Annotated in this window: 25 protein-coding genes and 1 riboswitch; of the genes, 6 read left to right on the plus strand and 19 right to left on the minus strand. The window is 66.5% G+C overall.

Annotated features, from left to right (window positions below):
- Positions 1 to 80: 80 nt before the first annotated feature.
- Positions 81 to 1,370 (minus strand): MFS transporter, encoded by a 1,290-nt coding sequence (locus tag ACIP9X_RS15410; RefSeq protein ID WP_400480617.1) that lies wholly within the window; start codon positions 1,368 to 1,370, stop codon positions 81 to 83.
- A 24-nt stretch (positions 1,371 to 1,394) separates the two neighbouring features.
- A complete protein-coding gene (locus ACIP9X_RS15415) occupies positions 1,395 to 2,708 on the minus strand; it encodes a M20 family metallopeptidase (RefSeq protein ID WP_400480618.1) in 1,314 nt (437 codons plus the stop codon).
- Between the two features lie 132 nt (positions 2,709 to 2,840).
- On the opposite strand from ACIP9X_RS15415, the gene ACIP9X_RS15420 reads away from it, so the two are divergent.
- Both ACIP9X_RS15420 and ACIP9X_RS15425 read left to right on the plus strand, forming a co-directional pair.
- Positions 2,841 to 3,875: an Lrp/AsnC family transcriptional regulator gene (locus ACIP9X_RS15420; protein WP_400480619.1), complete on the plus strand. Its 1,035-nt coding sequence runs from the start codon at positions 2,841 to 2,843 to the stop codon at positions 3,873 to 3,875.
- A 110-nt stretch (positions 3,876 to 3,985) separates the two neighbouring features.
- Positions 3,986 to 5,383 (plus strand): MFS transporter, encoded by a 1,398-nt coding sequence (locus ACIP9X_RS15425; RefSeq protein ID WP_400480620.1) that lies wholly within the window; start codon positions 3,986 to 3,988, stop codon positions 5,381 to 5,383.
- A gap of 27 nt (positions 5,384 to 5,410) precedes the next feature.
- On the opposite strand, the gene ACIP9X_RS15430 is transcribed toward ACIP9X_RS15425, so the two are convergent.
- The 5 genes from ACIP9X_RS15430 to ACIP9X_RS15450 all read right to left on the minus strand — a co-directional run bounded on the left by ACIP9X_RS15430 (position 5,411) and on the right by ACIP9X_RS15450 (position 10,026).
- Positions 5,411 to 6,169, minus strand: coding sequence for an SAM-dependent methyltransferase (locus ACIP9X_RS15430; RefSeq protein WP_400480621.1), 759 nt, complete (start codon positions 6,167 to 6,169; stop codon positions 5,411 to 5,413).
- A gap of 86 nt (positions 6,170 to 6,255) precedes the next feature.
- Positions 6,256 to 6,657, minus strand: a complete 402-nt coding sequence (locus ACIP9X_RS15435; RefSeq protein ID WP_400480622.1) for a DUF1801 domain-containing protein — start codon at positions 6,655 to 6,657, stop codon at positions 6,256 to 6,258.
- An 80-nt stretch (positions 6,658 to 6,737) separates the two neighbouring features.
- Positions 6,738 to 7,154 (minus strand): Rieske (2Fe-2S) protein, encoded by a 417-nt coding sequence (locus ACIP9X_RS15440; RefSeq protein ID WP_400480623.1) that lies wholly within the window; start codon positions 7,152 to 7,154, stop codon positions 6,738 to 6,740.
- Positions 7,151 to 9,679: a nitrite reductase large subunit NirB gene (nirB, locus tag ACIP9X_RS15445; protein ID WP_400480624.1), complete on the minus strand. Its 2,529-nt coding sequence runs from the start codon at positions 9,677 to 9,679 to the stop codon at positions 7,151 to 7,153. Before nirB ends, ACIP9X_RS15440 begins: the two co-directional genes overlap by 4 nt.
- Positions 9,679 to 10,026 carry a molybdopterin oxidoreductase gene (locus ACIP9X_RS15450; RefSeq protein ID WP_400480625.1) on the minus strand — a complete coding sequence of 116 codons (348 nt, stop codon included), beginning with the start codon at positions 10,024 to 10,026 and terminating at the stop codon, positions 9,679 to 9,681. Before ACIP9X_RS15450 ends, nirB begins: the two co-directional genes overlap by 1 nt.
- 468 nt (positions 10,027 to 10,494) lie before the next feature.
- Between ACIP9X_RS15450 and ACIP9X_RS15455 the strand changes: the two genes are divergently transcribed.
- Positions 10,495 to 12,381 (plus strand): DEAD/DEAH box helicase, encoded by a 1,887-nt coding sequence (locus tag ACIP9X_RS15455; RefSeq protein ID WP_400480626.1) that lies wholly within the window; start codon positions 10,495 to 10,497, stop codon positions 12,379 to 12,381.
- A 123-nt stretch (positions 12,382 to 12,504) separates the two neighbouring features.
- On the opposite strand, the gene ACIP9X_RS15460 is transcribed toward ACIP9X_RS15455, so the two are convergent.
- The 6 genes from ACIP9X_RS15460 to ACIP9X_RS15485 form a co-directional block, all read right to left on the minus strand.
- On the minus strand, positions 12,505 to 13,155 hold the full coding sequence (locus ACIP9X_RS15460; RefSeq protein ID WP_400480627.1) for an MBL fold metallo-hydrolase: 651 nt from the start codon (positions 13,153 to 13,155) through the stop codon (positions 12,505 to 12,507).
- A 193-nt stretch (positions 13,156 to 13,348) separates the two neighbouring features.
- A complete protein-coding gene (locus ACIP9X_RS15465; RefSeq protein WP_400480628.1) occupies positions 13,349 to 14,353 on the minus strand; it encodes an aldo/keto reductase in 1,005 nt (334 codons plus the stop codon).
- An 87-nt stretch (positions 14,354 to 14,440) separates the two neighbouring features.
- Positions 14,441 to 14,863: a DMT family transporter gene (locus ACIP9X_RS15470; RefSeq protein WP_400480629.1), complete on the minus strand. Its 423-nt coding sequence runs from the start codon at positions 14,861 to 14,863 to the stop codon at positions 14,441 to 14,443.
- Positions 14,863 to 15,186 (minus strand): DMT family transporter, encoded by a 324-nt coding sequence (locus ACIP9X_RS15475; protein WP_400480630.1) that lies wholly within the window; start codon positions 15,184 to 15,186, stop codon positions 14,863 to 14,865. The genes ACIP9X_RS15470 and ACIP9X_RS15475 overlap by 1 nt, the downstream gene beginning before the upstream one ends.
- A gap of 9 nt (positions 15,187 to 15,195) precedes the next feature.
- Positions 15,196 to 15,261: riboswitch (guanidine-III (ykkC-III) riboswitch) on the minus strand.
- A gap of 153 nt (positions 15,262 to 15,414) precedes the next feature.
- Positions 15,415 to 15,945, minus strand: a complete 531-nt coding sequence (locus ACIP9X_RS15480; protein WP_400480631.1) for a ferritin — start codon at positions 15,943 to 15,945, stop codon at positions 15,415 to 15,417.
- A 125-nt stretch (positions 15,946 to 16,070) separates the two neighbouring features.
- Complete coding sequence (locus ACIP9X_RS15485; protein ID WP_400480632.1) at positions 16,071 to 16,757, minus strand: HutD family protein; 687 nt, start codon at positions 16,755 to 16,757, stop codon at positions 16,071 to 16,073.
- Positions 16,758 to 16,946: 189 nt separating this feature from the next.
- Between ACIP9X_RS15485 and ACIP9X_RS15490 the strand changes: the two genes are divergently transcribed.
- Both ACIP9X_RS15490 and ACIP9X_RS15495 read left to right on the plus strand, forming a co-directional pair.
- Positions 16,947 to 17,543 (plus strand): phosphoribosylanthranilate isomerase, encoded by a 597-nt coding sequence (locus tag ACIP9X_RS15490; protein ID WP_400480633.1) that lies wholly within the window; start codon positions 16,947 to 16,949, stop codon positions 17,541 to 17,543.
- Positions 17,544 to 17,628: 85 nt separating this feature from the next.
- The gene (locus ACIP9X_RS15495; RefSeq protein ID WP_400480634.1) at positions 17,629 to 18,027 is read left to right on the plus strand and encodes a YccF domain-containing protein; all 399 of its coding nucleotides are present in this window, start codon (positions 17,629 to 17,631) and stop codon (positions 18,025 to 18,027) included.
- A gap of 27 nt (positions 18,028 to 18,054) precedes the next feature.
- On the opposite strand, the gene ACIP9X_RS15500 is transcribed toward ACIP9X_RS15495, so the two are convergent.
- The 6 genes from ACIP9X_RS15500 to ACIP9X_RS15525 all read right to left on the minus strand — a co-directional run bounded on the left by ACIP9X_RS15500 (position 18,055) and on the right by ACIP9X_RS15525 (position 25,071).
- Entirely contained in the window at positions 18,055 to 18,936 is an 882-nt protein-coding gene (locus ACIP9X_RS15500) for a DUF4031 domain-containing protein (RefSeq protein WP_400480635.1), read from the minus strand.
- Between the two features lie 58 nt (positions 18,937 to 18,994).
- Entirely contained in the window at positions 18,995 to 19,729 is a 735-nt protein-coding gene (locus tag ACIP9X_RS15505) for a hypothetical protein (protein WP_400480636.1), read from the minus strand.
- A gap of 68 nt (positions 19,730 to 19,797) precedes the next feature.
- Positions 19,798 to 22,128, minus strand: coding sequence for a glycosyltransferase (locus ACIP9X_RS15510; RefSeq protein WP_400480637.1), 2,331 nt, complete (start codon positions 22,126 to 22,128; stop codon positions 19,798 to 19,800).
- 1 nt (position 22,129) lies between these two features.
- Entirely contained in the window at positions 22,130 to 23,230 is a 1,101-nt protein-coding gene (locus tag ACIP9X_RS15515; protein ID WP_400480638.1) for a hypothetical protein, read from the minus strand.
- 61 nt (positions 23,231 to 23,291) lie between these two features.
- Positions 23,292 to 24,290, minus strand: a complete 999-nt coding sequence (locus ACIP9X_RS15520; protein WP_400480639.1) for a glycosyltransferase — start codon at positions 24,288 to 24,290, stop codon at positions 23,292 to 23,294.
- A 1-nt stretch (position 24,291) separates the two neighbouring features.
- Positions 24,292 to 25,071 (minus strand): glycosyltransferase family 2 protein, encoded by a 780-nt coding sequence (locus ACIP9X_RS15525; RefSeq protein WP_400480640.1) that lies wholly within the window; start codon positions 25,069 to 25,071, stop codon positions 24,292 to 24,294.
- Between the two features lie 347 nt (positions 25,072 to 25,418).
- Here ACIP9X_RS15525 and ACIP9X_RS15530 point away from each other — a divergent pair, with 347 nt between their 5' ends.
- The gene (locus ACIP9X_RS15530) at positions 25,419 to 26,597 is read left to right on the plus strand and encodes a family 16 glycosylhydrolase (protein ID WP_400480641.1); all 1,179 of its coding nucleotides are present in this window, start codon (positions 25,419 to 25,421) and stop codon (positions 26,595 to 26,597) included.
- The last annotated feature ends 38 nt before the right edge of the window (positions 26,598 to 26,635 follow it).

A 26,635-nucleotide genomic window follows, 5' to 3' on the forward strand; every position in this document is an offset into this window, starting at 1 on the left:
CACCGGCGTGTCCGGGCCGGCCCGCCGGTGATCGCCGGCGTCGCTATTCAAAGGTGGGGAGAATCGGTGAGCTGGACAAGCTAGTGAGCGAGGTCTTTGCCCTTCGTCTCGGGGAGGGTGAAGACGAACGCCGCGCTCACGGCCAGGAGCACCACGGCGTAGACGTTGAACAGGTCGGGCATGCGCAGCGTGGTGCCCAGCCACTGCTGCAGGTACGGGGCCGTGCCGCCGAACAGTGCCACGCAGATGGAGTAGGGGACGCCCACGCCCACGGTACGGATGCTCGTGGGGAACAACTCTGCATACACGGCAGGCACGATGGCGGCGCTCGCGGCGATGAAAATCAGCATGACCGACATGCCGACGGCGAGCTGCCACGCGGAGTCCTTGAGCAGCCAGGTCATCGGGAAGTGCATCACCGCCGAGCCGATGGCGCCGGACCACAGCACCTTCTTGCGGCCAATCTTGTCGGAGAGCTTGCCCCAGAACGGCAGGGCGGCGATGAAGACAACGTTGCCGATGACGCCTGCCCACAGGGCTTCGCCCCGGTCGATTTTCAGGGCAGTGGTCGCATAGCTCGGTGCCACGACGCCCCAGATGTAGTAGATCACCGTGAGGCCGACCGTCAGGCCGATCACCTGCAGGGCCTGCTTGCGGTGCTGGACGATCTGCGGCCAGATCGGGGCGCGCTTCTCTGTGACAGTCTCGCCCTCGAAGACGTCCGTCTCATGCAGCCTGGCACGCATGATCAGCGCGTACAGGCCCATCGCGGCGCCGATCAGGAACGGGATCCGCCAGCCCCAGGCGTTCATCACCTCGGTGCTCAGCACCATGTTCAGCACCGCGCCCAGGAGCGTTCCAAACAGGATGCCGACCGTGCCTGAGGTGTAGATCAGGGTCGCCCAGAAGCCGCGGTGCTCCTTGGGCGCCATTTCCGAGAGGTAGGTCTGCGACGACGGCAGCTCGCCACCGTGCGCCAGGCCCTGCACCAGCCGGGCCACCAGCAGCATGAGCGACGCCCAGGCGCCCACCGCCGCGAAGGTCGGCGCGATGCCGATCATCAGGCTGCCCAGGGACGCCAGTCCGACGGCGAGGGTCATCGAGGCCTTGCGGCCCACCCGGTCCCCGATCCAGCCGAAGACGAACCCGCCGAACGGGCGGGCCACGAAGCCGACGGCGAAGATCGCCAGGGTGGACAGCACGGCCGACGCCGGGTCTGACTTGCTGAACAGCTGGCTTGCAATGAAAGGCGTGAAGGTCGCGTAGATGGCCCAGTCGTACCATTCGACGGCGTTGCCGATCCCGGTGCCGACGATGGTCTTCCGCGTGGAGATCCGGTCAGCCTGCTGCTGGTTGATGGTGGTGCTCATGGTTTCTCCCTTATATGGGCGGTGCTAGGAAGCGGCGGGGGCGGAGGAGGCGGCCGGTGCTGCCGGTGCGGCTGCATCCAGGGCAGCCAGCCGTGAGATGGCGAGTTCCGCGTACAGGGCGGCGCCGTCAGCCAGCACGCCGTCGTCGAACGTTGCGTACGGTGAGTGGTTGAACGGCGAGACGGACGGGTCCACGCCCTGCGGCACGGCGCTCAGCCCAACGAAGGTGCCCGGCACTTCGGCGAGTACGCGGGAGAAGTCCTCGGAGCCGCTGAGCGGAGTGGCCCAGCGTGAAAGCCTCGAGTCGCCGAACAGGCCGGAGATGACCTTCTCGGCAGTGTGCGTTTCGTCCTCGTCAGTGACGGTGAGGGGGTATTCCTGCTGGTAGTCGACGTCGACCTCCAGGCCGTGCGCGGCGGCGATGCCTTTGAGCAACCGCGGCACGGAGTCCGACATCTTCTGCCGGGATTCTTCCGAGAAGGTCCGGATGGTGGCTTCAATGCGCGCCGTTTCCGGGATGACGTTGCGCTTGGTGCCGGCGTGAAGAACGCCCACTGAGAGGACCACGGGGTCGAACATGTTGAACTGCCGGGTGACCATGACCTGCAGAGCCGTCACCATTTCTGCGGCGGCGGTCACGGGGTCCTTGGCCGAGTGGGGTGCCGAGCCGTGGCCGCCGGCCCCGAGCACGGTGACAACGAGCCCGTCGGAGGCGCTGAGCATGACCCCGGGCTTGGTGCAGAACATGCCGTGGGGTTCGAGGGAGGAGAACACGTGCATGCCGTAGGCGGCGTCCACGCGGCGGCCTGGAGCGTCCAGGACGCCTTCCCGGATCATGTAGCTGGCGCCGTCGAAGCCTTCCTCGCCCGGCTGGAACATCAGGACGACGTCGCCGGGGAGCTGGTGCTGCCGTTCGGCCAGCAGGGTTGCCGCGCCGGCGAGCATCGAGGTGTGCAGATCGTGGCCGCAGGCGTGCATGGCGCCGTCGATCCGGGACGTGTAGTCCACTCCGGTCTTCTCCTGCACGGGCAGCCCGTCCATGTCAGCACGGAGGAGGACGGCCGGACGGCCCGTCCAGGCAGCGCCGGCAGCCCTGCCCGCTCCGCCTGCTCGGCCGGCCGCTCCGTCTGCTCCGCCGGGGGCGCCGCCGCGCAGAACTGCGGTGACCGACGTCGTGTCCTTGCCCAGGGTGATTTCGTAAGGGAGCCCGTCCAGCGCCTTGAGGACTTTTTCCTGCGTCCGCGGCAGGTCCAGGCCGATTTCCGGTTCCCAGTGCAGGGCGTGGCGGAACCGGGCGAGGTCGCCCTGCATCTCCTTGGCATCAGCGGCAATGGGCACGTGAACTCCTTTGACTTCGGGTACTGACTCTGTGGTCTATTCTGAGGTGACCTGCTTCACAGTGCGCTGAAGTACTGGAAAAATGCAAGAGGGGGAGCTTTTTGCAGGAATCATGCAACGGGAGAGGGGTCCGTGGAGCTCAGCGAGGAAGACCTTGCCCTCATCAACGCCCTTCAGATCGCGCCGCGGCTCAGCTGGTCCGACGCTTCGGAGGTCCTTGGCGTCCACGCCACCACGCTGGCCGCCCGCTGGGAGCGGCTGCGGGCGGCCGGTGCTTCCTGGACAACGGCGCATCTGATCGGTGACCCCAAACAGATGTGCCTTGCCTTCGTGGCCGTGGACTGTGAGATGAACCGCCGGGAGCAGGTCACCGCGAGCCTGGCTGCGGTACCGGAGATCGTCACGGTGGAAGAAGCCGCCAGCAACCGCGACCTCATGCTCACCGTCATCACCCGGTCACTGGAGGACTTCAGCACCAAGGTGGTGTCCCGGCTGAAGGAAACCGAGGGCCTGGTGAAGTACCAGACGTCGCTGTGCACACGGCTGCATATGGGCGCCGACGCCTGGCGGCTCAATGTCCTCACCCGCGCTCAGCAGGCGGCTTTGCAGGCATTCGCACGGCCGGGAGCCTCGGACCCGGACCGCGCAGACGCCTCCCGGGAAACACTGCCGGCCAGCCATCTGGACCTGCTGCCGTATCTGGCAAGAGACGGCCGGGCAACGGCTGCCGACATTGCCCGGGGCCTGGACCGCAATCCGGCTACAGTCCAGCGCCAGCTGAACCGGGTGCTGGCCAGCGGGATACTGTCCCTGCGGTGCGAGGTGGCGCAGCGGTATTCGTCGTTTCCGGTCACGTGCCAGTGGTTCGTCAACGTACCCGCCGGGCAGCACGAAGCTGCCGCCGCCAGCCTCCGGTCCATCCGGAACGTGCGGCTCAGTGCGTCCACCACCGGGCCAACCAACTTTGTGATCATCATGTGGCTGCAGTCCCTGGCCGCCGTCATGGATGCCGAGCTTGCCCTGCAGCAGAAGGTTCCAGGCATCGAACTGGTGGAAAGCGTCGTTATGCTGACCACGGTGAAGAGGGTTGGCTGGATGCTGAACGAGGACTCCACGGCGAGTGGCGCCGTCGTCGTTGATGCCCGGGGGCTGAAGCTCCCGGGTTAGCCGGAACCTGTTATCCAGAGCAGGTCAGCCGGAGCAGCGGGGCCATCCTCCACATCGGCGCCGTCCTGTGGCAAGCTACCCGGTACCAACCGACTACCGATCAGGCCGCCGTGCACGAATCCGCTCCGCCGCTCTCCGCCGCCCCTGCCCAGGGGATCCTCCGGCGCCCCTACCTCCTGGTGACAGTGGGGTCCTGCGCCCTCGTGTTCCTGGCCGCCTTCGAGTCGCTGGCCGTCACCACCGTCATGCCGCTCGTGAGCAGGGAACTCGACGGGGCAAGCCTGTACGCCCTCGCGTTCGCAGGACCGCTGGCCACCGGGGTCATCGGCATGGTGGGCGCCGGCAACTGGTCGGACCGCCGCGGTCCCCTCGCCCCGCTCTACGTGTCGGTGGCGGTGTTCGTGCTGGGACTGCTGATTGCCGGCACCTCCACGGCCATGGAGGTGCTGGTGGCCGGGCGGCTGGTGCAGGGGCTGGGCGGCGGTGCCATGACCGTGGCCCTCTATGTTGTGGTGGCCCGCGCCTATCCGCCGGTGCTGCATCCCAAGATTTTCGCGGCATTTTCCGCAGCATGGGTCATCCCCTCCCTGGTGGGGCCGTTTGCGGCCGGCCTCGTGGCCCAGACGGTCGGGTGGCAATGGGTGTTCCTGGGCGTGGTGGGCCTGGTCATTCCGGCCCTGGCCATGCTGGTCCCGTCGCTGCGGGGCGTCCGTTCCGGCGCCGAGGACCTGCCGGCGCCCTGGGCTTTCGGGCGGCTGGCCTGGGCCGCGCTCGCGGCCCTCGCCGTCCTGAGCCTCAACCTGTCCGCCCGCATCCCGGCCGTGGGCACCCTCCTGGCGGGCGCCGCAGTCGTTGTGGCACTGCTGGCTGTCAGGCCGCTGGTGCCGCCCGGCACGCTTCTTGCACGCCGCGGCCTGCCCAGCGTGATCCTGACCCGCGGGCTCGCTTCGGCCGGGTTTTTCGGAGCCGAGGTCTACCTGCCCTACCTGCTTGTGGAACGCTACGCCTTCTCACCGACATTCGCAGGCCTCACCCTGACCGCAGGGGCCCTCTCGTGGGCCGCCGCCTCCGCCGTCCAGGGGCGCCTGGGCGCACGGCTCACCAGCCCGGCGGCCGTGCGGATGGGATCCGTGCTTGTGCTCTCTGCCATCCTGCTCGCGCTGGTGACCACCGCCTTCGGCTGGCCGGCCGCCGTCGCCATTGCTGGCTGGGTCCTCGCCGGCGGCGGCATGGGCCTGATGTATCCGCGGCTGAGCGTCATGACGCTCGCGCTCTCCACGCCGGACACCGAGGGTTTCAACAGTTCGGCAGTGTCCATCGCGGACTCCCTCGGCGGCGCCCTCGCGCTGGCCGCCACGGGCATCGTGTTCACCTCGTTTACGACGACGGCGGCCTCCTTCGCCGGCGTCTTCGCCCTGACGGCGCTGATCGCCGCAGCCGCGGTCGCCACAGCACCCCGCGTCGGCCCGGAGCCGCGCGCCGACTCAGTTCCCCACGGCGCTGGCTAGCCACCCCGCAGGCGGCTTGGACCTCGGTCAGGAGCCAGGGGAGCCGAGGCGGACGGCGCGCACGACGGCGTCAGCGAGAATGGCCACCTGCCCGTCGGGGCCGGTGGCCTCCCGCTCCCGGCTTTCGGCCACTTCCACACTCCACTCCGGCAGCGTGATGCCCAGTTCATCCACGAGCTGTTCCGCCGTGAAGTACCTCGCGGTGCCGCTGTGGCCGGCGCTGTGATCCGCCGCGCCGCTGGAATGGCTGTGGCCCGCCTCGCTGTGGCTCGCATCGCTGGGGGTCGACTGGCTGTGGCTCGTCTCGCTGTGGCTCGACCAGGGCGGCATCCCGTCCGGATGGTGACCCACCACGAGCAGTGTGCCCCCCGGCCGCACGGCGTCCGCGGCTGTCCGGTGCGACCGCTGCCAAGGCATTTCCGTGGAGTGCAGGAACTGCGCGGAGACCAGGTCGAAGGTCGTGTCCGGCTGCCAAGTTTCCAGGTCGCGCTGCAGCCACGTGACACGGTGTCCGGCCTCTGATTCCGCCGCGTGCCCGGCCGCCCGTTCAAGCGCGACGGCGGAGACGTCCACTGCGGTCACCGTCCAGCCCCGCTCGGCGAGCCAGAGTGCGTCGGCCCCCTCGCCGCAGCCGAGATCCAAGGCGGTTCCCGGCGCGAGGCCGGCTGCTTCGGCAACCAGTTGCGGGTTGGGCCTGCCGCTCCAGACGCGTGGGCGGCTGCGGTACATGTCGTCCCAAAGCCGGGCGGCGCCGTCGTGGTTTGTTCGAGGGTGGCTGCCTTCCATGGCACTGTCCTCTGGGTGACTGTCTGTTTGGTGACCCTCTTTTTGGCGACTGTCTTCGGTGTGGCCTGACGGCGGCTCGTGCGTGCTCAATGTTCGGTGCCTTTCTGGATCCTGCGCCAGCCTCCGGCGCGGTTGGTGGCGATGATGGACCTGAACATTTCCGTCAGCGCCGGTCCGTTGATCTTCTGGCCCTCGTAGAAGGCCACGGTCCGGCCGGTCTTGTTCCCGTGCCCGCCGGTGATGAGGTGCTCGGGGTCCGGGGTCAGCCCGCCGTCGTACAGGAAGACGTTGACGTGGTCCCTGGCGGCCAGCAAAGCACAGACATTGCCTTGGAGTTCGAAGTACGGCTGCCGGGTCCGCTTGATCGTCTCGGTCACGTCGGGGTCGGCGGCGTGGACTAGGTCACGGACCTGCCGGCACACGGCCTGCTGCCACTCGGGAAGGGCGTCAATGTACGCATCAACGCGCGAATCGGCGGCGTAATCCATGGGTCTACCCTGCCACAGGATCCCCCGCCCAACTAGGTCGCACTTGTGGCCGTTCTGAGCGCCCAGAATGACCACAAGTGCTACTGAGTTGGGTTCGCCGGGGCGGGTGGTTTAGGGAGCTGCAGGACGATGTTTCCCCCGCCGTCGGTGGAGACCGCGTAGCTGCGCAGCGGGCCGGCGCCGGTGGTTGAGCATCCGGTGGCCAGCTCGAAGGCGTGCTGGTGCAGCGGGCACATCACCTCGGACTGGTCGATGGTGCCGTCGGCGATCGGGCCGCCCTTGTGCGGGCAGACTGCCGAGACCGCCCGGAACGTGCCGTCTCTCAGCCGGAAGACCGCAACCTGCTCGCCCGCCACCGCGAAGGCCCGTCCCTCGCCCACGGGAACCTGTTCAAGCGGACCGAGGACGTGCAGCCCTGTGTCCGCACCGGCGTCCGGATCAGCCCCCGCTCCTGTGTCCTGTCCTGCGTCCTGTCCTGTGGACGGCCACGCGCTCATCGGACCGGCACCTGGGGGAGGACCTCGAGGGGCAGCGAAGTGCGGAACTGGCCTGGTGTGAAGGGATCGTCGCGTTCGGTCCAGGGGTCAACGTAACTCTCGATAGACCGTTGCATGGCGGCATCCAGCTCCGCGCCGAGCCCCTCGGAGTCCTCCACGATCACCGAACGCAGATGCCCGATCCCTACCCGCGGCACAAACGTGTAGGTCCGTTCCAGCCAGTTGGCGTGCTCGCGGTAGTACTGCATGAACCGGCCGGCCAGCAGCTTGACGGTTTCGGGGTCGTCCACGGTGGCGAGCAGGTCGCCCTTGCGGATATGTGCCCCCGCCGCACCGCCCACGTAGATCTCCCAGCGTCCGCCCTCCACGGCCACCACACCCACGTCCTTCACCAGCGACTCGGCGCAGTTCCGCGGGCAACCGGATACAGCCAGCTTCAGTTTGGCCGGCGACTCAATGCCCTGGAACTTCGACTCGATCTCCACGCCCAGTTTCGTGGAATCTCCGGTTCCGAAGCGGCAGAACTCCTGCCCCACGCAGGTCTTCACGGTGCGGAAGCTCTTGCCATAGGCATAGCCGGACGGCATGTCGAGATCGGCCCACACCTTGGGGAGGTCTTCCTTGCGGATGCCAAGCAGGTCTATCCGCTGCCCTCCGGTTAGCTTCACCAGTGGAACTTTGTACTTGTCTGCGACGTCGGCGATCCGGCGCAGCTGTTCCGGTGACGTGACGCCGCCCTTCATCTGCGGGACCACCGAGAACGTGCCGTCGCGCTGGATGTTGGCATGGACCCTGTCGTTCACGAACCGGGCGTCACGCTCATCGATGTACTCCGCGGCCCACATCATTTTCAGCAGCGAGGCCAGGCCCATTTTCGACTTGGCGTCCTCGGTACCGCCGGGAGCCAGCGCCGCGAACACCGCGGAGACGGAGCGCAGCCCCTGTCCGCGGATGGCCTGCATCAGCTCGGCCTTCTCCAGGGGAATGCCCGGCACGTAGTAGCGGGCCGCGGGATCCTCCTCCACAGCGCCGTCCGCGGCCCACTCGACCACCTGGCGGACCAGCAGCTTGCAGGAGCCGCAGCCCTTGCCCGCCCGGGTGGTGTCCATGACGCCGGCCAGGGTGCTGCAGCCGCCCTTCACCGTATCCATGAGCGCCTGCTTGCTGACGCCGTTGCAGTTGCAGACCTGGGCGCCGCCGTCGAGTTCGGCGACTCCCGCTTCCTCGCCCGGCCCGCCGACGTCGAACAGCAGTGCGATGCGCTCCTCGGGGAGCGGAAGGCCGCGGTCGAACGCCTGCGTCAGGTATGCCACCTTGCGGCTGTCGCCGAGCAGTGTGGCGCCCACGATCTTGCCGTCCCGGATCACGATCGACTTGAAAACTCCCCGGCTCGGTTCGGAGAACAGGACGTGTTCGTCGGTATCGCGTTCGGGGGCCTGCAGCCCCATGGATGCGACGTCGACGCCGGCCACTTTGAGTTTGGTGGCGGTCCGGGTGCCCAGGTAGGCCGCCTTGGGGTTGGCGCCGGTCACCTGGTCCGCCAGCACGGCTGCCTGCTCCCACAGCGGGGCCACCAGGCCGTAGACCTCGCCGCGGTGCTGGACGCACTCGCCGACAGCGTAGATCTCGTCCTCATCCGGGACGCGCATCGAATCGTCCACCACGATGGCCCGCTCCACCGGCAGCCCGCTGGTGACCGCTATCTCCACGTTGGGGCGGATGCCTGCCGCGACCACCACCATGTCGCATTCGATGTCCCTGTGAGTGTCCCTGTCCCTGTCCCGAAGCCGGACGCCGCGCACCTTGTCCTTACCGAGGACCGCAGCGGTGCGGCTGCGCGTGTGAACCCGGATGCCGAGGGCTTCCACGCTGCGGCGCAGGACGGCGGCGCCGTCGGGCCCCAGCTGTGCGTTCATCAGGTGCCCGCCGGAGTGCACCACGTCGACGCCGATGCCATGGCTTTGCAGCCCCCGCGCGGCTTCCAGCCCCAGCAGTCCGCCGCCGATGACCACGGCGCGGTGATGGTGGTCCTGCCGGGCGTGGGAAACCATGGTCCGGGTGTCGTCAATGGTGCGGAAGGCGAAGATTCCGGGCAACAGCCGGCCGCCAGGTGTGCGCATCCCGTCCATCTGCGGGAGGTGGGGCCTGCTGCCGGTGGCGATCACGAGGACGTCGTACGGCGTGGCCCGGCCGTCGTCGGAAAACACCAGCTTGGCGAACCGGTCGATTCGTTCCACACGGACGCCGGCGTGCAGGGTGATGCCGTTTTCCTGGTACCAGGCCAGGGAGTTGAGGAAGATGTTGCCGGGGTCCTCCTCGCCGGAGAGGACGTGGCTGAGCATGATCCGGTTGTAGTTGCCGTATGGCTCGTCGCCGAACATGGTCATCCTGTACTGCACTCCACCGCCGCGGGCCAGGATCTCCTCGACGGCGCGCGCCCCGGCCATGCCGTTGCCGATCACCACGAGCCGGCGGCGTGGATCCACACTCTTGGTCCGGGGAGCGCGGTTCACCAGGGTGGTCATCAGTGCTCCACCATGCCCAGGTCCACCACGACGGAGCCGCTCACTCCCGTATCCGCCAGCAGCCTGAGTTCGATCAGCGAGCCGCCCTCGATGTCCTCCACGACACGCAGCGGAACGTGGATGTTGCCCCTGGCCCCGATGGGGAAGTAGCGCATGGGGATCCCGTCGCGCATCAGCACCACGGTGATCAGCTCGGGGGAGGAGTTGCCGCCGCGGAAATACAGCGTCTGGTTGATCACGCCGTCGGGCACGTAGCGGGAGAGCTGGCTGTGGATGGGGATCGGCTTTTCCAGCCCGGCTCCGTGGAAGGGGAAGATGCCCTGGAGGAAAAGGTTCTTCAAGATCATGTGCAGATCCTTTCGGCGGAGACTTGCCGGCAGGATGGCCGCCGGCCGGGCATACGCCCATCCTGCCCGCCGGTTGTTTCCGGTCTCCGCCCCCGAGGTAATTTCCGCTTAACGCCTTCCTCACCGCAGTGGCGGGCGGGGGAGCCGGGGCACTGAAAGCCTCCCGAACGGCCTCCTCCACGGGCCCCTGACGGGAAGTGCGGGCCGCAGATGCTAGACTGGGGGAACTTGATGTGCAGTGATGCCCACTTTGTTCCGGTCCATCAACCGGAGCCCGCGCAGGATTCGTCCGTGCAGGGAGTGGGCTTTTTTCATGTGAGAGGCACATCCTGCGTCGATGAACGCTATTGGTCCCAGCCGCGAACAACGGCCGGTTGATCACCTGACTTTTCCTCGGCGACCCCCTGCGCCAACCGGCTCGGGGGCCGATATCCACGTGGATACCGCCCGAAAGACCCTGATAAACACATGACTACTTTCGCTGCCCTCGGCACGCCCAAGGCCCTCGCCGACACCCTGACAGCACAGGGGATCGAGACCCCGTTCCCCATCCAGGTCAAGACCCTGCCGGACACCCTGGCAGGACGCGACGTCCTGGGCCGCGGCCGTACCGGCTCCGGCAAGACCATCGCCTTCGCCATCCCGCTGGTGGCGCGCCTCGCCGAGCGCGAAGCACCGTACTTCCGCAAGCCGGGCCGGCCGATGGGCCTGGTCCTCGCACCTACCCGCGAGCTCGCCACCCAGATCAATGCCACAATTGAACCGCTGGCCAAGGCCGCCGGCCTGAATACCACCGTGATCTACGGCGGCATTTCCCAGGCACGCCAGGAGAAGGCCCTGCGCGCCGGCGTCGACATCGTCATTGCCTGCCCGGGCCGCCTGGAGGACCTGATCCGCCAGCGCATCCTGACGCTCGAAGCCGTCGAGATCACCGTGCTTGACGAGGCCGACCACATGGCCGACCTCGGCTTCCTGCCGGTGGTCAAGAAGCTCATGGACATGACCCCGAGCCAGGGCCAGCGCCTGCTGTTCTCGGCGACGCTGGACAACGGCGTGGACAAGATCGTCCAGCGCTACCTGTCCAACCCGCTGACCCACTCAGTGGACGATCCCCAGGCCGCGGTCACCACCATGGAGCACCACGTGCTGGTGGTCAACGACCAGACCGTCAAGAAGCAGCTGATCGTAGAGCTCGCCTCGGGTGCCGGCCGCCGCGTGCTCTTCATGCGCACCAAGCACCACGCCCGCAAGCTGGCTAAGACCCTGACCGACGCCGGGATCCCCGCCGTCGATCTTCACGGCAACCTTTCGCAGAACGCCCGTGACCGCAACCTCGCCGAGTTCTCAAACGGTGACGTCCGCGTCCTGGTGGCCACCGACGTCGCCGCCCGCGGTGTCCACGTCGACGACGTCGAACTGGTCATCCACGTTGACCCGCCCACCGAGCATAAGGCGTACCTGCACCGCTCCGGCCGTACCGCACGCGCCGGCTCCGACGGCACCGTTGTCACGCTGACCCTCCCGGAGCAGCAGACAGACGTCAAGAAGCTGATGAAGGCTGCCGGCGTCGAAGTCAGCTTCGAGCGCGTCACCTCGACCTCGCCGATTGTTGCCGAGCTGGTGGGTGCCATCGCGGACAAGGTCGATCCCCGGACCCGTGCTCAACTGCTAGCGGCCAAGACAGCCCAGCCGGGCGGCGGCACCTCGACGGGTGCCAACGCGGAGCGCAAGCGAGCACGCCGCCAGGCGTCTCCCACTGCGGGTGGCCGCGGCGGGCGGGGAGGCCGCGGACGTGTTGCGTCCGAGGCGTCCCGCACGGATCTTCCGCGCGCCGAGCGCCGGGCAGCAGCCTTCGAAGGCCGCACCGAGGCACGCGCAGCGGCTGACCGTATCAGCGAGCAGAACGAGGACCGCGCCATTGCGGCAGCTGCGGCCCGCCGCAATGCCCGTGGCCGCGGCGCCGCTGCCAGCACCCACCGCAACGACGTCCCCGCGGCAGGCGGCCGGACATCGGCCGGCCGCGGCTCGGACGGACGCGCGGCCGAGGGCCGGACGGATTCCCGCATCACCCGCAGCGGCGCTCCGCGCGGCGGCACCGGCCGTCCTGCAGCCACCGGCGGCCAGCGTAACGGACGCCCCGCAACAGGACAGCGCGCAGCAGCGAGCGGTGCCCGCACCGGCGGCAGCAACGCTGTCTGGTCCTCGAACACCGGCGGAACCTCCGGCGGTTCGTACGGGACCGGCAACAGCGGTTCGGGCTCTAACGGTTCGCGCAACGGCGGCTCCGGCCGTCCTGCGCGCAGCGGCCCCCGCCGCGCGTCCGCTCCGGCTTCGAACGAACGCCGTGGCCGCTAACTAGCTGTCGCTAACTGGCTGATGCTACCCAAAATGCCGGTCGCTAGGGGAATTCCCCAAGCGGCCGGCATTATGCGCCGCGCACATCACTTTGCGCAACGTAAATCACGACGTCCTGCCGGCCTACCAGCCGCGGGCGCGCCACTCCTCAAGGTGCGGACGCTCCGCGCCGAGGGTGGTGGGCCTGCCGTGGCCGGGATGCACCACGGTGTCGTCCGGGTAGACGTCGAACAGCCGCGCACTCACGTCCGTGATGAGCTGGTTGAACCGCGTCGGGTCCTTCTGGGTGTTGCCCACGCCGCCCGGAAACAGGGAATCACCGGAAAAGATATGCGCCGGTCCTTCGGGGTCCTCGTAGACCAGTGCCACCGAGCCGGGGGTGTGCCCGCGGAGGTGCACGGCCCTCACATCGAAGCCGTCGAAGTTGCCCACGTCCCCGTGGTCCAGCATCACATCCACCGGCACGGGCAGCTCCGGGGCGTCGTCCGCTCCGGCCGCCGTCTTGGCGCCGGTGGCCTTCACCAGCTCCGGAAGCGCACGGACGTGGTCCCAATGCTGGTGTGTGGTGGCGATCAGCTCCAGCCGGGGCGTTGCCGCTGTGTCGGCGGCTGCGTCCGCGAGCAGGGCCTGGATGGCAGGCAGGTCGTCCGCGGCGTCGATCAGCAGCTGCGCGCCCGACTCCTTGGCGGTCAGCAGATACACGTTGTTGTCCATCTCGCTGACGGAAATGCGCCGGATGGTGATGTCACGGAGTGAATGAATGAGCGTGTCCATGCGCCTCAGTCTACGGAGGCACCATCAGCGGCCCGACACACTCTCAGCTCCGGAGACCGGTCGGGGGCCGTTGTGCAGCACCGCCGCGTCCTCCGCGGATTCCAGAATCGGAATGCGGAGACCGCGGCGTTTCTGCCTAAAACGGCATTCCTGCTTAAGACTGCGCGCCGCCCAACCTGTGCCGGAGTGCACCCTACTCGCGGCCCTGGGACACCCACTGCGGATCGGCGGACCGGGAGCCGACGACGGCGTCCGCGGCTGTGTCGAGCGCGTCCAGCTGCGTCGGGGTCAGGTCCAGCGCCAGCGCGCCCAGGTTCTCGTCGATGCGGGAGGTTTTGCGGGTGCCCGGGATCGGGACGACAGGCAGTCCAAGCCGCTGTCCCTGTTCGAGCAGCCAGGCCAGCGCCACCTGAGCGGGAGTCGCTTCCAGCTCCGAGGCGACAGACCGGATGGCCGCCACTACGGCCTCGTTGGCGTCCATAGCGTCGCCGGCGAAGCGGGGGATCTTGCGCCGGAAGTCGTTGTCCCCGAGCTGGGAGGCGTCCACGGTCCCGGTAAGGAATCCGCGGCCGAGGGGGGAGTAGGGCACGAAGCCCACGCCCAGCTCTGCCGCGGCCGGCACCACGTTGCGCTCTACATCCCGGCTCCAGATGGACCATTCGCTCTGTACAGCGGCGATCGGATGGACGCTGCTGGCCTCGCGGAGTTCCTCGGCCGTGACTTCCGACAGGCCCAGATGCCGGACCTTGCCCTCACGCACCAGTTCGGCCATGGCGCCCACAGTCTCAGAAATCGGAACCCGGACGTCCCTCCGATGCATGTAGTAGAGGTCTATGACGTCCGTGCCGAGGCGCTGCAGGCTGCGCTCGACAGCCGCCTTTACATACGGTGCATCGCCGCGGATATCGCTGTAGCCGGCGGACGGCGTTCCCACCAGGGCGAATTTCGTGGCGAGCTGGACTTCACCGCGGCGGTCCTTGAGCAGGTGAGCGATCAGTTCCTCGTTACTGCCGCCGCCGTAGATGTCAGCGGTGTCAATGAAGCTCACTCCTGTGTCCACGGCGTGATGCAGGGTCTGCAGCGCCTCCGCCGGGTTCACCTCGCCGTACACGGGAGTGAGGGCCATGCCCCCGAAACCCAAGGGGCTTACCTTGAGGCCGTCGCCCAGATGCACCGTTGCCGCCGAGTTGTTCGTCATCCCAGTCTCCTCTTCATGACCTCACCGCTGACTTTGCTGAACAGCAGTCCCAGCCAAGAACCCCGGTAGCCGGGCGTCTATTCCACCCTATTCACCGTGGGATGCCGGGCCGGGCTTGACCCCGTCCGGATCGCTTACGGCCGGTCGGCCCCCGGACTGCTTGCCCGCGGACTTGGCAGGGAGGAGCTTGAGGCCTGCCGCGCAGCCGACAATCCCGGCAATGAATATCACCTTGAGCGCGTTGACGGGTTCGGCGCCCGTTGCCATGGCCCAGCCGACCGTCAGCGCCGCGCCGATCCCCACCCACACGGCATACGCGGTACCGAGGGGGATGCGTTTCACAGCCAGGCCGAGGCCGTACATGCTCAGCGCCGCGGCCGCGAGAAAAACCAGCGACGGCCCCTGCCGGGTCAGCCCGTCCGACATCCCCAGGGCCGTTGCCCACACCGCCTCAAGGACGGCGGACGCAAGCAGGATGAGCCAGGCCGTGCCCGAAGTTGTGGGGGACATCACGCCACCGCCTTCAAGCCAACCACGCACGCGGCGATCCCGCCGAGCAGGAGCAGCCGCGCCGCCGTCGGCCGTTCAACCTTGGTGATGATTGCGTAGGCGGATGTGAGTACAACGCCGACGCCCACCCACACCGCGTAGGCGGTCCCGGTGGGAATGGACTGCATGGCGACGGCCAGGCCCACCATGCTCGCCAGCACGGAGGCAAGGAACAGCAGGGTGGGAGCGATGCGGCGGCGGCCCGAAACCTGGAAGGCACGGTGCAGGGCCGCAGCCCACACCGCCTCAAGGGCGCCTGAGAAAATGAGGATCAACCACGACATGACGGCTCCTTTGGCCAGTCTTGTCGCATTCCGGGTACTGAACCGTCGTCCGGAGACCCGCTGATCGGGATCTTGTTTTTCACCATAGCAACGTTCGACGGCGGGCGGCCACCATTGCTGGTCAACCTCACCGCGGCTGTTGAGCGCGAACTCTAATGCAGGCCGCCACGGGAGTCGGTCGGCCAGGGAGCCGGCCCCAGCGAAGCGTCCCTGAAACCGATTCAGTCCTTAAAGCGCTCCGCCGGCGGCTTCCGGTGCGGACGAGTCGTGCCCGCTGTCGCCGATGGTTTCCCGGGCCACGAAGTTTTCGATATCGAACAGGTTCTCAGCCCGCTCGGCGATGTTGTACAACGTGCTCATCGACGCGACTTCCTCGACCTGTTCCTTTAGAAACCACAGCATGAACTGCTCGCCCAGTGCATCGTCCTCCGCCCGAGCAGCCCTGAAGAGGCTCTCGATGCTCTTGGTGACGTCCTTCTCCTGCTGCAGGGCGAGGGCCAGCGGCTCGGTCACCTTGGAGAAGTTGTTCTGGACATGGGGGACGCCCGGAATGGCGACGGGAAGGTTCCGGTCCAGCATGTACTGCACCATCATCATGGCGTGGTTCCGTTCTTCGACGGACTGCCGGTAGAAGTACTTGGCCAGCTGCGGGAGGTCCTGGCCGGCAAACCAGACTGCCACGGCGATGTACTGCTGCGAGGCTGCGAATTCGTTGCCGATCTGGAGCGCGAGGAGATCGTTGAACTTTGATTTCGTCATGGCACCGAGTCTAGGTTCAGCAGGGGCAGGGAACCAGTGTGGAAATGCTCCGCTAACCAAGGGCAGGCTGACCTGTTGGGCCCCGGCCGGCCCACCTTGCTGGGGTGCGGGCCGGCCGACTTGAATCACGCCGGGAGCGCGTCGATGGACACCACACCGAGGAATCCCCGGCCCAGGATTTCCGGCGTCCGGGTGTCGGAGCCGACCACGGCGTCGTAACGGCTCAGTGGTTCGGAGGCACCCAGGCCGGCGTCCGTGCCCGTATCTTCGGTCTCCGTTATTCCGGCCGCAGCCGTCGCGCCTGTGGCTGACTCGTCCAAAACAGCTGCGTCAGGGGCCGCATCAACAAGAGCTGCGCCCGGCTTGGCCGTCGCCTCGCCCTGGAGCAGAACGCCCAGCTGGCCCGCGAACAGCGGGTGCGGCCGCTTTTTCGAGAGCTCCACAATAGAGGTGTATCCCTTGTACGCCCCGGCCCGGGTGATGACATTGAGGTTGCGGATGTCGCCGGTGGGCAAGGTGGCCGAAGACGCGGCCTCGCCGGAGAAGCGGAAGGGACGGTACTTCTCGAGTGGATGTTCGCTGCCACCGACATTCAGCAGCAGGAGCTCGCCCTCAACCACCGTCAGCACCCGCTCCATCCCAGGGAACGGCGAGAAGTCGCCCGCCTTGGTGAGATCCGCGATGCTGACCCGCCAGTCCCAGACGCCGTCCTGCGCGGAGGCAGCCAGGGGATGGCTCACGAGCTCCCTCGTGACGCCTCCGCCGTTGCGCCAGGGTTCCGGTTCGAGGTCTGCAAAGCGAATGATCTCCATCCGCCCAGCCTAGTTCTACTCGTCGCGCCGCTCCCAAACACGCCGCTCCCGGCGCAACAGCGCCCGGATGTCCCAGTGCGATGGGGCGGGGCGGAGCCACTTCGTTGCCGCCGCCACCCTGCCCGCGTAAAGTCAGCGCAGTATGAGAACAACTGTTGGGGGACACACATCAAGCAGAGGAGCCGGTGAATGTTCGTCAAAGTGTGCGGACTAAGTACGCCTGAATCTATTCGGGAGGCAGTGGATGCCGGGGCGGACGCCGTAGGCTTCGTCCTGACGGCGAGTCCTCGGGCGGTGTCTCCTGCACACGTCGCCCAACTGCTCGCTGACGTCCCGGACGGTGTCACCGCCGTCGGCGTTTTCCGCCACGAACCTGTTGCCGACGCCGTGGCCATCGCGCGTGCGGCCAGTCTGCAGTGGATCCAGCTTCACGGCGACCGGACCCGCGAGGACGTCATGACCGGGCACGACGCCGGCATGAAGGTCATACGCGCCGTCACCATGGATGCGCCCCCGGACGCCTTCGAGGACTGGGGCGAAGACCTGCTGCTCGTGGACGCGGCCGTTCCGGGATCGGGGGAGAGCTGGGATTACGGCTCCATGCGGGACAAGGGCCTCGACAGCCGTAAGTGGCTGCTTGCTGGAGGGCTGGATCCTGCAAACGTCGCAGAGGCAGCCCGGGCGGCCGGCGCGTGGGGTGTCGATGTCTCTTCCGGCGTCGAACAGTCCCGGGGCATCAAGGATCTGGCAAAAATCCGCGCCTTTGTCACGGCCGCCAAGGCCTGATCCCTCGCGGGACGCCGCCAACTTCAGGGTTAAGTCAGGGAAAGCCCCGGGCGACGGCAGACGTCCCGGGGAGCAGAATGGTCAGATGAAGACTCTCCTGAACATCATCTGGCTCGTGTTCGGCGGCCTCTGGCTGGCCATCGGTTACTTTGTTGCGGGCGTGATCTGCTGCCTGCTCATCGTCACCATCCCCTGGGGCATCGCGTCCTTCCGGATCGCTTCCTATACGCTCTGGCCGTTCGGCCGGATGGTCGTGGACAAGCCGGGAGGAAACGGCGTGTTTGCGCTGCTGGGCAACGTCATTTGGCTCCTGGTGGCCGGCATCTGGATTGCCGTTGGACATGTAGTCACGGCGATAGCCATGGCCCTGACCATCATCGGCATCCCGCTGGCCATCGCCAACCTCAAGCTGATTCCTGTCTCGCTCATGCCGCTGGGCAAGCAGATCGTTCCCACGAATGCACCGTTCGCGGCCTACCGCTGAGCGCTACCGCAGCTCACCGGGGCGGGTTCAGCTGGCTGCCGTCTCCAGTTCGCCCGCCAGGTTCCGCCGTGCGGCCTCCAGCCACAGCCGGCGGGCGCGGGCGGTGTGGAACAGCGGATCCAGATCCAGCAGATGGCGGACGACGGCGGCCCGTCCGGCAGCGAAGTCGGCGTCGCCGATGTGCCCATAGTCTTCCCGGACGGCAGCCACATACCGTGCGTACTGCCCGGGTTCGCTGCCGAGAACGGAAAGATCCGCGTCGCAGAGGAGGGCGCCGCCGTCGTCCCCTGGAGTGGGCCGGTGATCGGAGGTCACCCTGACCAGGCGTGCCACCTCAGCGGCTTCCGCGGCAGGCAGTCCGGCCTCGGAAAGCCTGGCTTCGGCGAGCCGCGCGGACTCTTCCTCGTCCTGCCCCGGGATTCCGTGGTAAACGGCGTCGTGGAACCAGGCGGCAAGCAGCACGGCCCGGGGCGGCTCGGCAGGTGCCGTGAGCAGATCCAGCGCCTCCAGCACCGCCAGCAGGTGGGTGCAGCCGTGATACCTGCGGTGAGGTTCGCTCCAGCGGTCCAATAGGTCCAGGAACAGCGCTTCGTGCTCAGGCAGCACAGCGTTCCAGCGCTTCAGCAGCGGCACTTTCAGTGATGAGTTGCGTTCACGGGCGGGAATCCGCAGTCCGCTGGCAATGAGTTTGCGGACAAGAATCCGGGCTTCCACGGGAATAGCGCCCGAGGCCACCAGCGAATCGTAGCGCCGCTCCGGAACGTCGTAGTGGTCGCCGTCAAAGGCCCGCTCAGTTATTCCAGCGGCTGCGGCGAAGGCATGCAGTTCCGCCAGGGAGGTGTCCGAGATCAGGTGCGAAAACAGTGTTCCGTGCGCCGGCCACAGAGGCGGATCCAGGTAAATGGCCATGGATGAAAGTCTAAACTCCGGCGCGCCGGGCGGAGCGCAGCCTTCAGCCATATTGGTGCTAGGAAACCTTCTTGATCACGACGTCATCAATGTATTGGTCGCCCTTTTGGCGGAAGTGCTCGGCCCCGAATTGAACCTTGCTCAGGCTTGTGGCGCGGAGAGTTACTGGGCTGCTGTACGCGAGGACGCCGTCGAACCACACCTGGACTGCCGAGCTGCTGCCATTGGCCGTGACCTCCATCTGGATCCGGTGCCACGTGCCCAGCGGGATGCTTGAGGACTTCAGCCTCGTGTAGGTGAACGTTCCGTTGGGATTTGTCACCCGCAGCCACAGTTGGCCGGTGTCATTGTAACGGTACACGTCCGCAACCCTGGTGCTGCCGGAGAAAAACCGGACGTACGGAACGTTGTTGCCTGCAACGCCTGCCGCCGTGATATTCACCCAGGCGTCGGCATTTACCCTCTTGGTGCCGGTGCTAAGGTTTAGCGCCATGTTGGCCATGGAACCGGCATCCGAGGTGGCGTGGAGCTTGATGGAGCACAGCCCGCTGTGGACCCTGGAATTGCTGACCGTCGCCGTTCCGGTTCCCGCGGTGGTGGGAACGAATGGGCGCAGTGAATTGTTTTCGAAGCTCGTGCTGATTAGAACTGATCCACTCAAAGAGTTGGTCGGGGTGGCCGTGCCCGCCCGGCAGGTCGCAGCATTGGCGGCGGGCGAGGTGCCAAGGAAAAGTCCGCCGGTCACCAGCACACCGGCTGAACCCAGGGTTCCGAGTTTTTTCAGCTTGTTCATTTGGTAGTCCTCACTATCGTGTTGCTGCGGTGTGGACCGCAGCTTCCGGCTACGGGCGTCCTGCCGAACTATGTGGGGCCGCGATGAACGACGGCGGGCGGCACCGGACCGCCGTACTTGGCGCCGCTGTGCTTGGTTTCAGTGTGCTTCGTTTCAGCATGCTTAGTTTCCATGCGCTTGGTCCCGCCGTGTTTTGCATCGCCGTTCTCCGTTTCAGCGTGCCGCTGCGGGGCCGGCGGCAACGGCACCGTGGGCACCGCCGAGGCAGGTTCGGATGTCATGGTTACTCGATCCCGCGCGGCTGGTTTGCCGGCCCTGACGCGACCTGCACCCTGTTCAGCGTTGGCGGTTGCTGGCATCAGCACCCTGAGACGCCAGACGGCAATCAGAGCCGCGGACGCCTGGGCGGCGGACCACAGCGCTGCGACACCGAGGAGGCCGAATTCGCGGGCGGCAAGGGAGGCTGGCCCCACGATGAGGACGGCAGCGAACACGGCTACGGCTGTGGCCTCGGCTTGGCGGCCTTGGGCCCGGCACAGACCGTAGTAGACCTGGGTCACGCAGCCCAGCAGCAGCGCCGGCACCAGGACAGGAAGCAGGATGGCGGTCGCCGCGTACGCCGGGCCCAGGAAACCGAGAAGGTAGGGGCCAGCAATGAGCAACATCGCTCCGGCGACGACAGTGAGGACGAGGCTGGCCTTGAGTGCGGAGGACACCAGCCCAGGCTTTGACCTGCCCCCGGCCAGCGCGGTCTGCAGGGAGAACCCGGAAGACTGGGGAAAGAAGAAGACCGCCGAGGCCATCATCCACACCATGTACCAGGACGCGGTTGCTGCCGGGCCGAGGGTAGCAGCCACGACGAGCGGCAGGAGATAGCCGGGGGCGCGGTCGGCGAGCATCAGCGCGTGGTTGGGCAAGCCCGGCTTCAGCAGCCGCAGGGCGGGTCCCGGCCTGAGCCCGTGCTTCCAGTCCGGTGCTGCACCGGTGCGGTTGAGTTGGCGCAGCCCGAGGATCACGCTCGCCAGGGCGCCGGTGGCCACCGCTGCGACCACCACGGCCACGTCCCGGACCCCTGCGGCTAAAGCCAGAGCCAGCACGGCAAGCTGTACCAGGCTCTGGGCGAGGCTCCTCACCAGAGCCCGGTCGGAGCGTTCCTGCGCAACACCCACATGATCCAGTTGGTAGGCAGCGGTGGCGAACACCGCTGTGGCCACGAACATCCCCGTTAGGAGTGGGTCATTCCAGGCCACGCCTACGCCTGATCCCAGCGCATAGGTCACACCGGCCACACCACCGGCCAGGACGACTGTGGCCACCCCTACAGTGAGGAGGCTGCTGGCAATGAGCCGCCTTCCGCCATCAAGCTGCTCCGGGAGCAAAGTGAGGGTGGCCTGGCCGATGCCCAGCATCCCAAGCTGCACCGTGAGGAGAGCGGCGGCCACCACGGCGGAGCCCATGCCAAGCTGCGCGGGCGGCAGCATGATCGCCGCCAGCGCCCAGAACAGGAATCCGGTGGCCATCGGCGCGATCCTGGCCGCGCTCAGCCACGCCGCATTGCCGCCCACAGAGTGCCCGGTCCCAGACGGGCGCAGGAATTCGCCGAACATTGACCTGTAGTTGTAGACCAGGAAACAGACCCAGTAGGGCAGAAAACGCGGTGCGTGCAGCAGCGACAGGCCGATGCCGCGAATCGTGGCCAGCAGCGGCAAGACCCCAAGCCAGCCTGCGCGGCGGGGGTGTTTGCGGATGGTTCGGGCCAAACCGGCGCCGTCCTGGAGCCACTGGTCACGGGCGGCATCGAACGAGTCCATGAACCGATGCCTCACTGCCGTAGTGCTGGAAACGCCAAGCCGGTAGCCGGCCTCTTCGAGCCTGATTCTCAGCTCGATGTCCTCGCCAGACCGGAAGGTGTCATCGAACGCCACGGACAGCAGGACTTTCCTCCGCATCAGGGTGGCGGACACGCCAAACCACGAGCGCACCCGGCTGTGAAGGTGGTGCCAGGCAAGGGCCGCGCCCCAATATCCACGCCCGTCCGCCTCGCTTACCAGGGCGAACTGCAGCCCGTCATAGCCGCAGGCGTGGAACTCGTCCAGGAGACCGCCCAGAGCACCCGCCGGAAGAACGACGTCGGCGTCGATCAGTGCCACGACGTCGCTGCATGCGCTCCGGACGCCGAGCATCCTCGCTGCCGGCAGCCCGCGGCCCTCGTCCGAGAGGACGCGCGCGCCCATGGATCGTGCAATCTCGACGGTGTTGTCCGTGGAGCAACCGTCCACGACAATGATCTCCCGCGGTTTCGCTGCACGGATGGATTCCAGGCATTCGCCCAACCAGCGGGCAGCGTTCCTTGCAGGAACCACCACGGACACGTCAAGGTCGCTAACGTGGGCCCCCATGTCACTCTTCCAGTTTGGCGCTGATCTGGCCGGCAACGTAGTCGGAGGTCCGGTCGGCGGACCACGAGGCGGGAATGCGCAGCAGGAAGCAGGGGACGTCATCAAGCGCCCGCCGCACCACGGCAGCCTTCTGGCTGAAGAATTCCTCCAAGGGAACCAGGCCCGTCGCGCCGAGGGCCTCGATCAGCCGACGTGACACCACCGGGAGCTCTGAATGGAAGTTCCCGACGATGCGGGAGGTCATCCATTCGCGGCTCCGCATCTCCAGCCGGGCATCGGAACCGTCGTAGCGTTCAAGGAAAATCGCCAGTCGGGTCAGCGCAGCCGAGGAGATGCCATCCTGCCCGAAGACCTGTTCGGGATGGACCATCTGGTGCTCGGGGGACCAGCGGCGCGTGAGTGCCGCGGTTTTTGGATACCTGACGATGACTGGGTGGACGGCCGTGGCCAGGCGTGCCACCGAATTAGTGAGCCAGCCCGGGGCCAAAGGTTTGCGGACCCCGCTGAAGACCTCCGGGTAGATCCTCCGGTGGTGCGGTTTCAGGAACATCGGTTTGGCATAGCCCATCAGCATGCCCCCGGCGTCCAGGAAGGCCCAGTCATCGGCCATGAAGCGCACACCGGGCATGGCCACGAGCTTCGCGACCGTGCTGGTCTTCCCCACACCCCCCCAGGCCGGAAGCAGGACTCCTGACCCCCGGAAGTCAACCACCGCCGCATGAATCATTGCGGCGTTTTCCTTAATGGAGAGCCGATCCAGCAAGGGGATAACGGCCGTGAGCAGCTCGCCCCGGCCCTGAATGGAGTAACCGTCGCGGGTTTCCTGGACCTGGACGCGGTCTGCCGGGATGTAGAGCGAGTCCGTCGTGAAGCGGTAGGCGTCCTCGGCGTGTGACTGGTCGATTACAGCCGCCGTCTCCGCACTGACACGCAGCCGCAGCGGAGCCCGGGACGGACCCAGGAACGGTGCGAGCATGTCCCGCAACTGGGCCTCACCGGGGGTGCCGGGTGCCACTTCGATCCCCACGAGCCCGTGGACATCAAAACTGGTGCCGGTAGACGGCATCGAGTCCTTCACAGCGTCTTTTTCGGACTGGCTCATGCCCCGTGTCCTCCGGCGGTCTCGGCGATATGGGGGGTTCTGTACTGCGGATACATCCGGATCATTTGACTTCCCTCCAGCTGGCGTGTGGCTCGTGCGGCTCGAGTCCCGCGTCGGCCGGGTCAAGGGGCAGACGGCGTCCCCGGATGTACCCGCAGGTAGTTACGGTCAGCACGGCGATGATGGCCGCTGCCCGGCGGAAGCCGGCGGGGTCCGTGCCGCGAATTCGGCCCAGTATGCCCCCAACCACCGCACGAGGCAGCACGCTGCGGACGTACCGGCGTTCGGGCCCAAGAGCACGCTTGTGGCCGACGATCTTGCTGACCTGAGCTTTGGATATCCCCTCGGACCACGCGCGCCGCAGCATGTAGCTGAGGGTTCCGCGCTGTGCGGGGACGAAGTGGCGGACCAGGGCAGCCGGTTCGTACACCACGCGGCTTCCTGGCGCACCTATGGCTGCCCTGATGCAGATTTCTGTCTCCTCACAGCCCAAGGGCAGGGAATTCTGCCGGCCGAGGGACGTGTTGAAACCGCCCACGACTTCCAGGACCTGGGAACGGAAGGACATGTTGGCGCCGACGACGTTGCGCACTTCGGCAGCCACCTTTGGCATCCCCCGGTGCGTGCAGCCAACGATCCAGTCCAGTTCCTCGCCGAAGTAGTCCGGGCGACCGGTTTCCCATTCCGGCACAACGCGCCCGCCCACGGCCAGGACGTCGGGGTCGTCGTAGAGGGCCGTCAGCCGTTGCAGCCAGTCCGGGGCCGCCTCGGCATCGTCGTCCAGAAAAGCGACGATCCCTGCGGTCGCGGCAGCAGCCCCAGTGTTCCGGGCGCCGGAAAGGCCTTTGGGCCCGGTGTTTTCCAGGATCACCACGTCCGAAACCGTGAAGATCAGGCGCTTATAGAGATCCGCGTTGTAGTCGACCACTACGATCGTCTGCTGGGGCGGGACAGTTTGGGCGTGGACGGACTGGATGGCGGCCACCAGCCTGTCCCACCGGTCCTCGGTGTAGGAGCAGATCACCACGGAAACGGCCGGGAGTTCTTCTGAAGGATTCATGTCAATCACCTGCCATCAGACCAAGCACTGTGGCAGGGTCCGTCGGAATGTGGGGCAGGGGCCTGCTGGGGTACCTGTATTTCACGCGTCTGAGCGCCTCGGGCCGGGCGCCGGCCGTGGGCGCTTCCCATCCCACACATTCACGGCCCAAGGTCCGCAACACCCGCCATCCGTCACGGAAGGTATGGAGGTTTGAGTTGCCGGAGATCCGGGTGAGCTCGGTGCTGGGCACCTCGGCAATCCGCAGGCCAGCCCTGGAAGCACGGACAATCAGTTCGGTCTCGATCTCGAACCCTTCCGACTGCAGTTCGAGGATTTGCAGGCACTCCCGCCGCATTGCGATATAGCCGTAGCACAGGTCGGAATAGTTGCTGTGCAGCACGAGGTTGGCCAAGCGGGTCAGGGCGCGATTGCCGGCGCTGCGGAGCAACGTGATGTCTTCTGACCCTCCCCCCGTGACGTAGCGGGAGCCCTTGACGAAGTCGAATTCGTGCTGGAGCGGCGTGACGAACCAGCCGATTTCCTGCGGATCCATGCTCCCGTCTGCGTCCAGCATGACGATGATGTCCCCGGTGGCCGCGGCAAGCCCCGCCCGCACCGCGAACCCCTTGCCGGCATTGGGTTCTGAGACCACCACCACATCCAGGCGCAGCGCCCGGGCGACGTCGACAGTGCTGTCCAGCGAGCGCCCGTCGATAATCACCACTTCGTCCACATACGAGGGCATGCGGCGCAAAACCCACGGAAGGTTCTTGGCTTCATTAAGAGTGGGAATCACCACGCTAATCGAGGCTAGGGGAACTGGCGCCGAATTCTGTGCGTGAACAGTTGAAACGTGTACAGGGATGGTCACTAGCCTCACCACTCATTGGAGTCGTTTTGCCTATGCCAGTCCCGAGCAACCTTCCCGGCTGGATACGGGAAATCGAAGCGCCTGCTGCTGCTGCGGTCCTGGCAACTTGCTTGCACTCCCCCTCGAAACATGTTCAGCCGAGCAACTTGTAAAAAGCTTGGAACTTCTTGAAACGGCCCCAGTTTTAGGGGTTTCGCCCCCGTTTTAGGGGGTTTAGTCCCGGTTTGGGATGTGAAATCCTTGGAAACTCCAAGGTCCCGATGCCACACTCTCCTATGGCCAGCCCAGCCCGAAGTCATCGCCAAAAGCATCCCATTCGGCGCTTTGGTGTGCTGGCCGCGGCGGCGACGCTCACGGCATGTGGCGTCATGGCCGGCCCGGTGGCCATGGAAGCGCACCGGCTTCCTTCGGATCCGGTGCCCGCGGCGGAACCGTCCGAGTCATCAGCAGCCCTTCAGTCGGTCACGCCATCTCGGGCGGCGGCATCTGCACCCGGCTCCGTCCCAAAGCAATCAGTGGAAACGCCCCGTGCCGCAGCACCCTCTGCAGCGGCACCCCGTGCCGCAGCACCCTCTGCGGCGGCACCCCGTGCGGCGGCACCCGGTGCGGCGGCTGAGTCAGCAGCACCGCGGCCCGCGCCGGAACTTCGTGCTGCAGAACAGCCCGCAGGTGAGCCTCTGGCGGGGCAGCCGACTTCCACCGACCCGCTGCACAAAATGCCCAGGGGCGATCTTCCGGGTTGGAAGCAGGTCTTTCGGGAAGAGTTCAACAAAGGCGATGTGCCGATCGGCGCTTTTCCAGGTCCGCTTTACTCCGCTAAATGGAGTGCAGGGTATAAGGACGGAACACCGGATACCGCGGGTCAAATGGGAGCGAAATCCGGCTATTACCCGTCCAAAGTGCTGAGTGTTAAGAACGGCATGCTGGACTGGTACCTCCACACGAAGAATGGGATTTCAATGGGCGCGGCGCCCAGTCCCAAGATTCCGAATAACAGCGCTCAAAAAGGCCTGCTGCCGCGGCACAACAGTCTGATGTACGGCAGGATATCGGTGAGGTTCAAGGCCGACTCACTGAGGGGCTTCAAAGCCGCCTGGCTCCTTTGGCCCGATAGTGGCGTCTGGCCCCGGGACGGAGAGATCGATTTCCCTGAGGGGGACCTCTCAAAAAGTTTTTATGGCGCTGTCCATAAACGAGGGAATGACCCTAAGGCGACTGACGTGTTCCGTTCACACGCGTTCTACGTGGATTGGCATGTAGCCACGATGGAGTGGAGTCCGGGCAAGGTCGAATTTTTCCTCGATGGCCGGTCACTGGGAGCGGGTACAACAGCGACGCCGACAACACCTATGCACTACATTCTCCAGACCGAGTCGTGCCTTCCTATCTGTCCGTCGCCGCAGACGGCAGGGCATGTCTACCTGGACTGGATCGCAATCTGGAAGCGGGCCTAGACGATATGTAGCAGGAGGTGGCGGCTGCTATTTCCGTT

Source organism: Arthrobacter sp. NPDC093125, assembly GCF_044754225.1.
In the GTDB taxonomy this organism is placed as follows: domain Bacteria; phylum Actinomycetota; class Actinomycetes; order Actinomycetales; family Micrococcaceae; genus Arthrobacter.